The organism is Clostridium tunisiense TJ (assembly GCF_000300195.1).
GTDB classification, from domain to species: Bacteria; Bacillota; Clostridia; order Clostridiales; family Clostridiaceae; genus Clostridium_J; species Clostridium_J tunisiense.
Genome location: NZ_AMQH01000012.1, coordinates 318,271 through 331,685 on the forward strand (window position 1 = coordinate 318,271; position 13,415 = coordinate 331,685).

The 13,415-nt window shown below is 32.3% G+C and carries 15 protein-coding genes and 1 pseudogene; 15 read left to right on the top strand and 1 reads right to left on the bottom strand.

Annotated elements, in window-relative coordinates:
- Positions 1–102 precede the first annotated feature (102 nt).
- Positions 103–546: a helix-turn-helix domain-containing protein gene (locus C661_RS0113305; protein ID WP_017415825.1), complete on the bottom strand. Its 444-nt coding sequence runs from the start codon at positions 544–546 to the stop codon at positions 103–105.
- Positions 547–735: 189 nt separating this feature from the next.
- On the opposite strand from C661_RS0113305, the gene C661_RS0113310 reads away from it, so the two are divergent.
- The 15 genes and pseudogenes from C661_RS0113310 to C661_RS23700 all read left to right on the top strand — a co-directional run bounded on the left by C661_RS0113310 (position 736) and on the right by C661_RS23700 (position 13,378).
- Complete coding sequence (locus C661_RS0113310) at positions 736–2,505, top strand: ABC transporter ATP-binding protein (RefSeq protein WP_017415826.1); 1,770 nt, start codon at positions 736–738, stop codon at positions 2,503–2,505.
- Positions 2,468–4,216, top strand: a complete 1,749-nt coding sequence (locus C661_RS0113315; protein WP_017415827.1) for an ABC transporter ATP-binding protein — start codon at positions 2,468–2,470, stop codon at positions 4,214–4,216. The genes C661_RS0113310 and C661_RS0113315 overlap by 38 nt, the downstream gene beginning before the upstream one ends.
- A gap of 203 nt (positions 4,217–4,419) precedes the next feature.
- On the top strand, positions 4,420–4,566 hold the full coding sequence (locus C661_RS23995) for a hypothetical protein (RefSeq protein ID WP_017415829.1): 147 nt from the start codon (positions 4,420–4,422) through the stop codon (positions 4,564–4,566).
- Positions 4,567–4,933: 367 nt separating this feature from the next.
- Positions 4,934–5,383, top strand: a complete 450-nt coding sequence (locus tag C661_RS0113330; protein ID WP_017415830.1) for a MarR family winged helix-turn-helix transcriptional regulator — start codon at positions 4,934–4,936, stop codon at positions 5,381–5,383.
- A 123-nt stretch (positions 5,384–5,506) separates the two neighbouring features.
- The gene (locus C661_RS0113335) at positions 5,507–6,412 is read left to right on the top strand and encodes a thioredoxin (RefSeq protein ID WP_017415831.1); all 906 of its coding nucleotides are present in this window, start codon (positions 5,507–5,509) and stop codon (positions 6,410–6,412) included.
- A 169-nt stretch (positions 6,413–6,581) separates the two neighbouring features.
- On the top strand, positions 6,582–7,346 hold the full coding sequence (locus C661_RS0113340) for a DODA-type extradiol aromatic ring-opening family dioxygenase (RefSeq protein ID WP_017415832.1): 765 nt from the start codon (positions 6,582–6,584) through the stop codon (positions 7,344–7,346).
- 440 nt (positions 7,347–7,786) lie between these two features.
- Positions 7,787–8,794 (top strand): annotated as a pseudogene (locus tag C661_RS21935) (macro domain-containing protein).
- A gap of 100 nt (positions 8,795–8,894) precedes the next feature.
- Complete coding sequence (locus tag C661_RS0113350; protein WP_017415835.1) at positions 8,895–9,548, top strand: vWA domain-containing protein; 654 nt, start codon at positions 8,895–8,897, stop codon at positions 9,546–9,548.
- 14 nt (positions 9,549–9,562) lie between these two features.
- Complete coding sequence (locus C661_RS24570) at positions 9,563–9,745, top strand: hypothetical protein (protein ID WP_500681104.1); 183 nt, start codon at positions 9,563–9,565, stop codon at positions 9,743–9,745.
- Positions 9,746–9,751: 6 nt separating this feature from the next.
- Positions 9,752–9,889 carry a DUF1016 N-terminal domain-containing protein gene (locus tag C661_RS23160; RefSeq protein WP_017415836.1) on the top strand — a complete coding sequence of 46 codons (138 nt, stop codon included), beginning with the start codon at positions 9,752–9,754 and terminating at the stop codon, positions 9,887–9,889.
- Between the two features lie 69 nt (positions 9,890–9,958).
- On the top strand, positions 9,959–10,801 hold the full coding sequence (locus tag C661_RS0113360) for a GIY-YIG nuclease family protein (protein ID WP_017415837.1): 843 nt from the start codon (positions 9,959–9,961) through the stop codon (positions 10,799–10,801).
- Between the two features lie 176 nt (positions 10,802–10,977).
- Positions 10,978–11,412, top strand: a complete 435-nt coding sequence (locus C661_RS0113365) for a GIY-YIG nuclease family protein (protein ID WP_017415838.1) — start codon at positions 10,978–10,980, stop codon at positions 11,410–11,412.
- Positions 11,413–11,643: 231 nt separating this feature from the next.
- Positions 11,644–12,423, top strand: a complete 780-nt coding sequence (locus C661_RS0113370; protein WP_017415839.1) for a hypothetical protein — start codon at positions 11,644–11,646, stop codon at positions 12,421–12,423.
- Between the two features lie 170 nt (positions 12,424–12,593).
- On the top strand, positions 12,594–13,052 hold the full coding sequence (locus C661_RS21940; protein WP_017415840.1) for a hypothetical protein: 459 nt from the start codon (positions 12,594–12,596) through the stop codon (positions 13,050–13,052).
- 176 nt (positions 13,053–13,228) lie between these two features.
- Positions 13,229–13,378, top strand: coding sequence for a hypothetical protein (locus tag C661_RS23700; protein WP_157785694.1), 150 nt, complete (start codon positions 13,229–13,231; stop codon positions 13,376–13,378).
- Positions 13,379–13,415: the final 37 nt, after the last annotated feature.

A 13,415-nucleotide genomic window follows, 5' to 3' on the forward strand; every position in this document is an offset into this window, starting at 1 on the left:
CAGCTTTAATCAGCTTTTGTTTTACCAACAATATTGAAATATGGATTTAGTAATGGACAACTAGGTAATCTCTACCTAAAAGACAGTGAAGCAAGCTCAAGATTATTTTTCTTTATTAGTCAGTCTATATTCATCTCTTAATGGCCAAAATAATTTGAATTGCAATTTTTCAACTTCTCTCTTTTGCTTATAGCTAACCCTAAGGGTAACATTGTCAGGAATATCTATTCCTGATGGAACATTCTTTAATAATGAGTTGATATGTTTATTTACTTTAAGATTTGTTACTTCATCAAAAATGCTGTCTAGCATAACATCATAATTACCACTCATATCTTTAACCACTTCATAAAGTTCTTCTTTATTGGCATATTCATATGAATCTCCAGACCCAATCCACTCCATAAGAGCACACCTACTAAATCTCCATTCCCTGCCTATTTTTCTAGCTGGGATGTGCTCTTCTCTTAATAGTTTTATCAATGTTCTTTCTCCCACACCTAAAAAATCGCAGGCCTGTTCCAAATTTAAAATATCATTATCCATCTTCCGCCGCTCCTTTGACATAGTGAATAAATTTCCTAATTATTTAACTTAAATTATACGCTAATTAATATTCTTGGTCAACTTAGTAAGTAGTGACATAACATTATAGTGTAACTTTAATAGTACTTAATATGCATATAATTGTATTTTGATGTAATTAGTAGTATTATTGTTAAGGGGGGGATTGCTATGTCAAAACTAAAAATTGAACCTATGAAACAACCAGATAAAATTTTAAACTATTGGAAGAAAGAGAAGTTTGTGACTACCTGCATAATATTATTTGGAATAGCTAGCAATACTTCAATGATTCTAGGTCCTATATATCAAGGTAAACTTATAGATTCTATTGCAGAGGGTAATAGCTTGTCATCAGTAGTATTGCTTGCTACTTTGTATGCTGCACTCATTGGAATTACTCAGCTATTTCGTTATTTTAAGCGTTTTTATATAAGACGTTTTGCAAACAGCACAAGTTCAACTATGAGGTTTATGATATACAATAATATAATGAGCAAAAGTACTTCAGAGCTTGATGATGAAAACACTGGTAACCTTATGACAAGAGTAATTTCTGATGTAGATTTATGTGTTGAAGGAATGCGAAAGTTTACCACTGAAGTTTTCGATACTGGTGTGCTTATGATATCCTACCTTGTATCAATGCTTTTTTATGATGTGAAAATAACTATACTTTCTATTATTTTTGTTCCAGTTGCTATGGGAATTGCTGAAAAATTAAAAAGTGTTATTTACAAGTACTCTAGGGAATATCGAAAGAAAAGCAGCGACATTGCAGATGTTACTTATGATATAATTGAAAATTCCATGCTTTATCGTGTAACTGGTATGGAAGTTAAAAATAGGGCTCGGTATAATGAGGAGCTGGAGGATTTACAGAACAAAGCTATAAAGGCCAGTATATTGGAAAACTCTATGCAACCCATTTATAACGTTATAGCAATGGTTGGAATAATTATGGTTATTTACCTTGGAGGTACAAAGGTTATTAGAGGAGGCTGGACTGTAGGAAGGTTTTCTACTTATATTGCCATGTTTACAGCTATGGCTACTAAGGCAAGTAAAGCAGCAAAGCTCTTTAACTCTGTTCAAAAGTCTCAGATTTCCTGGAAGCGTATTAAACCATATCTTTCAGACTACAAAACTAAGGATAGTTCTTCTAGTGTAGATAATAGGAATACCATGTTATCAGTGGAGGGCCTTAGTTTTTCTTATGGTGAAGGCCGTGAAAATATAATTGACAATATAAGCTTTGAAGCTAAGAAGGGTGAAATTATAGGTATAACTGGGTCAATTGCTTCAGGTAAATCAACACTTGGATTATCCTTGTTAGGATTATATCCCTATTTAGGAAGTATTAAAGTAGATGGCAAAGAGCTTAAGGATTACTGCCAGTATGAGCGAAGCCAAATGATTTCTTATTTAGGGCATAAGCCACAGCTACTTTCTGATACAATATACAACAATATAACCATGGGCAGTAGGAAAGAAATCACACCTGTTTTAAAGGATGTTTGCTTTGATACAGATTTAGATGCAATGTCAAAGGGGCAAGATACTTTGGTTGGAAACAGTGGAATAAAATTAAGCGGGGGTCAGCAGGCAAGAATAGCTCTTGCTAGAGCACTTATTAATAAGAATAAAATTATAATATTAGACGATCCTTTTTCAGCAGTTGACATGAAGACAGAAGAAAGAATTATTGAAAACTTAAGGAACAATTATAAAGACAGTTTGATTATTTTAATTTCCCACCGTTTAGCTATATTCAACAGGATAAATAAAATAATCTTATTGAAAAATGACACAACAGCTGATATGGGTACACATGAAGAGCTCATGAAAAAATCTGATGTTTATGCCACAATATATAATTTGCAATGCACAGAGGGGGGAGACTATGACGAGCAATACTTTGATAAAGCAGTCAATGAGTAAAGTGATTAAAAATAATATGAAGCTAAGTGTATTATTATTAGTTGCCATTTGTGGAGTTGTAGTTACAACTTTAGTTCCGCCACAGATTTTAAAATATATAGTAGACAACAACCTTGTGCCCAAAAATAACGATAAATTACTTGTATTAGCTACTTCTTATATTGTAGTAATACTCTTTATAGGAATATTTGATTTCGTAAAGGAGGCTATTCTTACAATAATGGGACAAAAAATAACTAAAGAGATAAAAATAGAAATGATGGAAAAGCTTGAAAGGATAAATGCAATGTTCTTTTCCTCAAACAGCTCAGGAGCAGTGGTTTCAAGATTTACAAATGATGTTGATGCAATTAGTTCACTGTTTACTAGCGGTATAGTTGGAATGATGGTTGACTGCTTTAAGCTTATAGGTATTGTAATTTCAATTTGGATGTTCAGTAGTAGGATTGGATTTATAACCTTATTACTTCTCCCAGCTATTTATGGTATTACACGGCTTTTTCAAAAGAGGATGCTTAAAGCACAGATAGAGAATCGGATACTTATAGGTAAGGTAAATAATCATATATCAGAAAGTTTAAAAAATATACAAATGATTAAATCCTACAGCAAAGAAAAGTATATGGAAGAGAACTATAAGACACATTTACTTGATAATTATAAAACTGTAGATAAGGTTAACTTTTATGATTCAGTTTACTCACCTTTGATTCAGTTTATTCGTGCTGTTGTTATAGCTTTCATTGTAGTGTTATCTTCTAGGCAGCTAAATCTTTTGGGCATATCTCTTGGTATGGTTGCAGCAACAATAGAATTAATATCTAGTCTCTTTGCACCAATTGAAAACCTTGGTATGGAACTTCAGAATATTCAGCAGGCCATATCAGGTATTAAAAGAGTAAATGATTTTTATAGTGAACCCGAAGATGTGATTAAGAAAGATAAACTGAAGGCAGAAGATATTATTCAAAATCGTGAAGAGGTGAGATTATCCTTTAATCATATTTCCTTTCAATATGAAGAAGGCACTAATATTCTTCAAGACATTAACCTTAGCTTAAAACTAAATGAAAAGGTTACTTTTGTAGGAAGGACAGGAGTGGGTAAAACCACATTATTTAAGCTTATAATGGGACTATTAAGGCCAACAAAGGGCAGTATTACTATAAATGAAATAGATGTTTATGAGATACCAAATTCAGAAAAACGGAAGCTTTTTGGGTATGTTGATCAAAGCTTTCATATAATTAAGGGTACCGTGGCAGAGCAGATAAGCTTACAGGATGAAAGTATTTCAAGGGAGCAAATAGAAAAAGCTCTAGATTTTGTAGGACTTAAAGAATATGTAGAATCACTTGAAAAGGGCATGGATACTAAAGTAGTCAATGATACACTTTTTTCACAGGGACAAAAGCAACTTTTAGCTATAGCCAGAGCTATTGTAACAAATCCACCTATTCTTTTATTAGATGAGATTACAGCAAACCTTGATTCAATTACTGAAGAAAGAATAGTATACGTACTTGATAAAGCAAGTGAGGCTCATACCATACTGTCTATCTCTCATCGTTTGTCATCAATGATTGCTAGTGATACTGTTGTTATATTAGAACATGGCAGAGTTAAAAATGCGGGCTCTCCTGAAGTACTTCTTGAAAGTGATGATTGGTACCGCAGTCATATTGCACTTGAGAAACTAACATGGAGTTAATTGATAAGTATCCACAAACCCTTGAAGAAAAATAATATTAGAATAGGTATCTTAATTATTTGACAGTAATAATAAACACAGAGTTTGTAGTGGAGAACTTACTAAGTCTTGATGAAGCAGTGGGGTCAAGGGTCTATGAGATGTGTAAGGACTATGTGGTGAAGATAGAGAGGGGAAGGGAGGGTAACCTTTGATTTAGGTGATTGAGGGGAGATGGAGATAACATTGCTATTAAAGATGCTTTTGGTATTTGGCCAGCCGCTATGTTATTTTTATTCGTAGTTTTCTTAATTGGGGTTATAGTTACAGTTAGGAGAGTATATTATAGAGGAATATTAAATAGAAATTGATAGATTTAGATATAAAGTGGTAAATAAAATAAATTTCATTAATGAGGTTTAGCTAACTATGATTCAAAAGGGGTGTTAAGGGGGACTAACTCACAAATCTACCGCTCCACCTAAAAATACCCCTTCAACAAGATTAATAAAATTGCGTATTAGTATGATTAAATGAATTCCGCGAGAAATTAGGGAGGTAATATAATCAGATATGAATATTAAGAAGCTTACATTATTTTAATCCCAGAAGTTAACTCTCGTCTTTTTATTACAGTTGATCCAATGAAGAAATTAATATGATAACATTGAGTCTAGAATTTACACATAAGGATATAGAATCATTGACATTATCACTAATTAGTGATATATTTAATGTATGAGAAAGAATAAAAAAATATCCTATGGTGATTCAAACGATTTGAATTTAAAGTTTTTTATAACCATGAGCAGATCTACTCAAGCTGTTCATAAAAGGGCAGCAAATTTATTTAGCAAAGGAGGCTTAACTACTGCGCAATTTGCAGTACTTGAAACTCTATATCACAAAGGTGATTTGACAATAAATGAATTAATCAAAAGTATTCTAACTACTAGTGGAAACATAACTGTTGTTATCAATAATCTTGAAAAAGAGGAGTTAATAGAAAGATATCCTAATCCAGAGGATAAAAGATCTTTCCTCATTTCTATTACTGAAAAAGGTAGTAAAAAAGTAGAGGAAATTTTTCCAGAACACCTTAAGGATCTAGAATATTGTTTTGAGGATTTATCAGCTGAGGAAAAACAATTACTCATAAGTGTATTTAAAAAAATAGGTACTAAATAGTACCTTTACTTTTAATGAATTATTACTAATTAGTGATAATTCATATGTGAGGTAAGTATTTGGATATTAGTAATAGGGCATAATGATACAGTTATTGCCCCAGTAAAAAGGAGAGAATGACTTATGGAAAATAAAAAAGTTGAAATTATAGAATTTACAGATCCAGCCTGTACTTGGTGCTGGGGCAGTGAACCTGTTTTAAGAAAGCTTGAAGCTCTATATGAAGGAGACTTAGAAGTTAACTTTATTATGGGAGGTTTAGTTGAAGATATAAGAAACTTTAGTGATGATTGGAATGGCATAGGCGGAGATCTATCAGAAGTAAATGAGCAAATTTCTGGTCACTGGCTGGAGGCTTCTAAAAGACACGGAATGCCTGTTGAAGTAAATGGCTTTAAGCTATTTACTGAAGAGACTCCTTCAACCTACCCAATGAATATAGCATTTAAAGCAGCACAATTTCAAAATAATGATTTAGCAAAGATGTTATTAAGGAGAATGCGTGAAGCAGTAGCAGCTGAAGCTATAAATGCTAATAAGACAGAGGTGCTAATAGAACTAGCAGCTGAATGTGGACTAGATATTGCAAGGTTTATAGTAAATTTGAATGATGGAACAGCAGAAACAGCTTTTAGAGAAGATTTAGAAGTAACTAGATCCAATAGAGTGCACGGGTTCCCGTCCTATGCAGTAAAGATAAACAACGAGAAAGCATTAATCCTAAGAGGGTTTCAATCCTTTGAGACTTTCAAAGCAGTTATAGATCAGCTTACTAATAATGAATTAATACCTAAAACTATTGAAAAAACTGAAGAAAACATAATAAGTTTTATAAACAAGTTTCAAAGTGTTGCTCCAGCTGAAATTGCAGCAACTTTTAACCTTTCTAAAGCTGAGGTTGATGAAATTGTGGAAAGCTTAATGAATCAAAATTTAATTAAAGCTTCTAAGGTGGGCAATGGATACTTTATTACAGCTAACAGTAATACTTTAGCTTGTGATCCAGATAGCAGAGTATGTCATATTTAAGACATAATAGTGAAGGGAAGGTTAACAATAATTAATCACTTCCTGCACTGATATGCTGCACTACATGAGGATCATATATATATATAATTCTATCCAATGTATATTGAGTATAAAGTATCAATGTATATAGACTGTTTGTTAATAATTTAATATAAAAGGATGTGAAGTAATGATTTCTCCAATATTTATATGTCACGGTGGACCAACACTTGTAGTAGAAAATAATGAATATACTGCTTATCTCAAGGATCTTGGTAAAAAGCTAACCCCTAAAGCGGTAGTTATATTTACTGCACATTGGGAAACTGAAGTTACTGAAATTTCATCCATAGAAGGCACCTATGATATGATATATGACTTTTCGGGCTTTCCAAAAGAACTATATTCGATAAAATATCCAGCTAAAGGATCTAAAGAAGTAGCTTTTCAGCTGCAATCTATGCTTAGGAATAAAGGGATTGAAAGTAGGCTGGATGAAAGCAGAGGTATGGATCACGGTGCTTGGGATGTCCTTTACTTAATGTTTCCAAATGCAGATATTCCTGTTGTCCAAATATCCCTTAATCCACAGCTGCCAATGGAAAAGCAATATGAAATAGGCAGAGCGATAATGGAGCTTGGGAAGGAAGATATTTTGATAGTAGGAAGTGGTTCCACTGTCCACAATCTTGCAACTATTGACTGGAATTCAGAAAAAGCAGAAGAATGGGCACAAGAGTTTGACCGCTGGCTAATAGAAAAGGTAGAGGGGAATGATATTGAAGGGCTGTTTAATTATAGACAGTTAGCACCCTTCGCAAAACGAGCCGTGCCTACGGAGGAGCATATAGTTCCTTTGTTTATTGCTATGGGAAGCGGTAATAGTGATAAGCCAAAGCTATTGCATCAAAGCTATGCATATGGAACTTTAAGCTATATATGCTTTGAGTTTTAAAATTATAAGCCTTCAATAGGTATTGAATAAAATTATAAATCTATAGAAGGTCACGGCCCCCTAGCAATTGGGGCGTACATCTTTACGCAAAATCAATAATTAATGCGTATTAGTAGGATTTTTCTATCTAAACACAGGTTGATACAGTGGTTAGGCTAGAGAAGAATTAAGCCTATATAAAAGTAGCTAGATAGTTTAAGGTTAGAACTAAAGTATGTTTTATTTCCCCTCAGACATTAGGTTTGAGGGGTTTTTTAGACATAATTGTGGTATAATTTTTTTTAGATAATTACGTTATAGAAAGATAATTCATGAAGTCATAATTACTTACTTTGAACTTATGGCTATATGTGAAGGATAGTACTTATATGGATAGAGCTTTAATAGCTATTGGGTTTATTAACCATATAGGGTTGAATTAAGAACGTGGAGGTTTGACTATGTCTCTTGAAATAATCCGTAATGATATAACAAAAGTTCACGCTGATGCAATAGTGAATCCAACAGATTTATCTTTGATTGGCGGGGGAGGGGTAGATGGAGCAATTCATAGAGCTGCAGGACCTGAACTGCTGGTTTAATACAATGCACTTGCAGGCTGGAAGGTTGGGCAAGCTAAAATAACAAAAGGGTACAAGCTACCTGCAAAGTATGTAATACATACAGTTGGACCAGTTTGGCAAGATGGTAAAAGGGATGAAGAAAAGCTATTGGCAGATTGCTATAAGAACTCACTTGCATTAGCTAAAAAATATAAATTAGAAAGTATTGCTTTTCCATTGATATCCTCGGGAACCTTTGGATATCCAAAGGATAAAGCCTTAAAGATAGCAATTTCTACAATCGGAGATTTTCTATTAAATAATGATATGACAGTTTTTCTTGTTGTCTATGATAAGGCAGCCTTTACCCTATCTGAGAGGTTGTTTTCATCCATTAAACAATATATTGACGATAAGTACATAGAAGAATATCAGGTAGCTTATAGCAATAGATTTGATGAAAGATATGTGGAAAGAGAATGTTATGTAGAAGAATCCATGCTTTCACCTATGGAAGTTCCCTTAAAAAAGCGCAATCGAAGTCTTATTGATATAGTAAAGAATATGGATGAAAGCTTTTCACAAATGCTGCTCCGATTGATTGATGAAAAAGGCATGACGGATTCTGAAACTTATAAAAAAGCAAATATAGATAGAAAGCTTTTTTCTAAAATACGAAATGACATAAATTATAAACCTAGTAAGCCTACTGCTATTGCTTTTGCCATTGCACTGAGATTAAATCTTGATGAAACAAAAGATTTATTACTTAAAGCTGGGTTTGCCCTTTCTCACAGTAACAAGTTTGATATTATCATTGAGTATTTTATTGAGGAGAACAACTACAATATTTTTGAGATAAATGAGGCGTTATTTGCTTTTGACCAGAATCTATTAGGTGTTTAATTAAATTGTAGCATAAATAAAATTGTCGCCCACAAGGCGACTTTTCTTTTTATAGAAAATGTTATTCTTTAATTACAATAAATGATTGGAGGATAACATTATGAAAAAAGGTTTAACAGAATTAGTTTTTATTCTAGACAGAAGTGGCTCAATGAGTGGTCTTGAAAGGGATACTATAGGTGGATATAATGCCATGCTGGAGAAGCAGAAAAGTGAGCCGGGGGAGGTTTTAATAACTACTGTACTCTTTGATGATAGATATGAATTGCTCCATGACCGAATTAATATTCGAGGTATAGAGCCTATAACCGATAAAGAGTATTTTGTAAGAGGTAGTACAGCACTATTGGATGCAGTAGGAAAAACCATAAATAAAATTGGAAACGTGCAAAAACATACAACTAAGGATGAAAGAGCTGAACAGGTTATGTTCGTCATAACAACTGATGGCATGGAAAATGCCAGTAGGGAGTTTACCTATGAAAAAGTCCGTCAAATGATTGAGAATCAAAAAAGCAAATATGGATGGGAATTTATTTTTCTTGGTGCAAATATTGATGCTATATCTACTGCCGAGCGTTTTGGAATCAGTAAAGACAGAGCCACAAATTACAATGCAGATAGCGAAGGAACCTTGCTTAATTATGAAGTAATCAGCGAAGCAGTAAGCAGTATCCGTGCTAGTAATACTATTTCGGAAAATTGGAAAGACCGAATTGAAGAGGACTTTATAAAACGTGGAGGGAGGAAGTAACTGAACTTAGTGCGATAAGAAATGCAATTTCTTTTGGTGGAGACAGTGACACCCTTGCAGCAATAACAGGTAGCATAGCTGAGGCAGCTTATAATATTCCAGAAGAAATAAAGAGAAAAGTATTAGATATTCTTGATGAGCCTTTGATTAATACTATATCAGAATATAGGAAATATAATACTAAAATATCAACATAAAGAAGATTGGGGGCTAAAGTAATTGATAATATTGCAAAAGAAATAAAAGCTGAGTTTCCTGACCAAAAGGGGTTTTCATCTAGAAATTTGAAGTATATAAGGAAATTTGCTATAGAGTATAAGAATCTGGAATTTGTGCAATAGGTTGTTGCACAAATTCCATTAAACTTTTAGTATAATATATAAAATAAGAGTGAGAAAGGAAGAGTGTATATGTTATTGACTGAAATCCTTAAGTTAAGAGGGATTAGTACAGATAAAATGAAAGTTATAAGACATACTGTTAATAGAGATTATATTAAGACGTTAATAGAATGCGGAAATTTTGAATTGTATCAATCAGTTCAAAAGACTAATATTTTGAAGGATGTTAATTATTTCATATCATTTACAGATTTGCAGGGAACTAAGGCTCTACTTCATGGAATGTACAACGTAAACGGAGTACAAACAATATTAGAACTTCCAGAAGAACTCAATATAATAAAGGAGCGGGAATCATGGGGTGAAGGACCTTATTACAGATATAATCTTGAACGAGTTGATTTACTAAATGATTTGGAAGAAAGACTAGTTATTGAATGGGGAACTTCAACTATTTCTTGGCATCAGAGAAAATTAGATAAAGAAATAATTGAAATTCTACCAAAAGGTTTTACTAAGGTATTTCCAGGTTACCAAAATGTAATTCTATCATTTGATGAGTTGTCAAAAACAATTAAGAATCCAGATGCAAATAGGCAATGGAAAATGATGCTATCAAATGTATATGGAGTCTATCTTATTCTTGATAAAAAAGATGGACAACAATATGTTGGCTCTGCATATGGGAAAGATGGAATTTGGGGTAGATGGAGCAATTATATACAATCTAAGCATGGGGACAATAAAATTTTAGTAGAGTTATTAAAGAATGATCCTATGAGATATAAGCATTTTCAATTTAGTATATTAAGTGTTTTACCTAATTCTTCAATTCGTGAACAAGTAATTCAACTTGAATCAATTACCAAGGAAAAGTTAGGTACAAGAGTATTTGGATTGAATGCAAATTGATTGGTATATCAAAAAAAATTTTAATCACATTAACATTAAACAAGGTCCTCACAACTAGATAAAGGTAAAGTTCAGAGAAAGAAATTAGAATTTTAGGGTTATCCTAAAATTTTCTGATGAAGCAAAGTTTATAATTAAGAATTTTAAAGTGATTTTTGAAGAGTGAGGTATTTAAAATGAACATTATTAATAAATTAATTTCTTGTTTAGAAGAAGAAGGAATACTTCCAGTTTCAAAGGCAACCTGGAACTCATTCATGTTAAATCATTGTTTCCCTGAGAATGAGCAGGATAAAAAAGAACAGTATAGCTATATTAAACAGCAGGTGGGAAACAAATCAGGAGTATATATTTATGTAAGAGATGGAGAGTACCTTTATATAGGGAAAGCTAAGCCATTAGCAAAAAGGATTAGAGACCACTATATAGAATCTTATAAGCCAATACCAGATGACTGCCCAGAAAAAAACTCTAGATGGGATAGGTTCTTTCAAAAGTATAACGGTGAAGTTGAGATATATTGGAGGGAATTTGAAAGCGAAGAAGAAAGACAATTGGTTGAAGTGATTTTAACAAAACTAATACAACCAATTTTTCTTAAGTTTAGATAGTATAACCGAATATCAGTTTTATTTAGAATTAACAGTATGTCTTTAAATGTTCTGTTTTACACAAGCAGTAGAAACTCAGATTATCAGTTCATGATTTATAGAATTACCTGAGTAACCTGTTGAGGTTAGTTAAGAAGTATTTTCATTGTATTAGTTGGGTAGTATTTCTAGTTATTACTTTTTATGTTATTATAATAGTATAAAAAGTTTGGTGTGTAGAGGGGAATAAATATGAAACAAAAATTGATTAATGCGGTATTAAATAATAAGGATAATCTTTCTTACGTTAACTTAAATGAAAATAATGAGTATAGAGGTTGGACGTATGATTTTAATATAACACTTCCTGAAGGGGAAAATATGAGATTAGATTTATCAAAAGAAGAAGATTTATTCCTATTGTTTATATTAGCTTCATCTTGGTCCAAAACAGGACCATGGGAGAATGCAGCGTTTTTCACTACATACCTAAAAATTAGTAAAAAAGATAAAGTAGATTTGTGGCTAGATAATGATTTTGTAATTCATGAAGTAAATTGCAGTGAGCAAAATGCAGTAAATATTGTGGAGTTGTGTAAGGGCGTAGTACCTAGAAAAAAGGTGAGCTTTAGAAAAGATTACTTTTCAAGTATCTCAATTATTGCAGAAAATTGGACTGAGATAAATACAAAGTTAAAAGACTCTAATAAAGAAAACAATTATAGAATCTTTATCGACTATATTAGTAAATTAGAAGGACTAGGTGCAGGAAAAAATAAGATGAGAATTAAAATTCCTCTAATCCTACGAGAACTAAGATGTCAAAAGATATATAATAATATACCTGGTGAGATTTGTTGTGTTCCAGATGAAAGAGTTAAAATTTCATCAAAAGAAATTGGAATAATGTTACCACATATAAGCTCTATAGATAATTTACTAAAAGCATCAAAGATAATTTATGATAATTTTGGAGATTTATATGATATACCGTTGTTCGCTTATGAAGATGTTAAAAAGGATATCATTTAAGTGTATTGGATTTACTAAGGTAGTAAGTCCTTTTTTCTTACCTAAAAATAGCTTGGTGGAGTATTTTAAGCAATTTTACCACTGTGGTAGTTAACATTGAGATATTAAATTATAGGTATCTTAATTATTTGCCAGTGATAATAAACACAGAATTTGTGGTGGAGAACTTATTGAGTTTTGATGAGGCTGTGGGGTCAAGGGTGTATGAGGTGTGTAAGTATTATGTGATGGAGATGAGAAGGGGAGGGAGGGGAATTTTAGGCTTAGGTGAGAGGGAACAGAGTGAATTTCAAAAGGCAATTGGAATTGAAAAAGACATAGTTACTCAGGAATTTGTGGTTGGAATAAATAGTGTAAGGGCTGCAACCCTTGAGGATTTTGAAACTGAAGCCTTAAACAGTAGATTAGAAAAAGATGGTGGCTTAGGATTTGACTTTAATATGAAAACTATAAGCTTTGATTTCTTAGATGGACTTGAGGATGAAGAGATTAAAAAGCAATTTGCTAATGCATTAAATGAAGGCGCTATAAAATTAAAGCATACATCCTTTAAAGAAAAGGAAACTGATAATGAAAAATTCGCTATTCAAACTTGGATTCTAAGGCTTGGATTTATAGGTGATAGGTAAAGGTGCAAGAAATCAATTACTTCGCAATTTGAGCGGAAACAGCGCCTTTAGAAGTAATGGTGAGAAATAAGAATAATTAATATTTGAAGTCTTAATGTTAAATTAAATAAAATATAGTAAAACAAGCTAGAACAATTTAAGTATATACCTAAAAAAAGTACATGCTATAATCTTCCATGAAATTTTTTAAAATGATTAAAGTGCTAATAAATAAAGTAGATGATAATTGCCAAAGCTTTGGTTATAAGCTTGAAAAAGATATAATTAATAATATATTAGCATACATGGATATTAAGAATATTAAAAAGAAGGCTAGAGAGGCATAAAGAAGAACAAGTTAAGTAGATGATGAGGTAAGTTAAA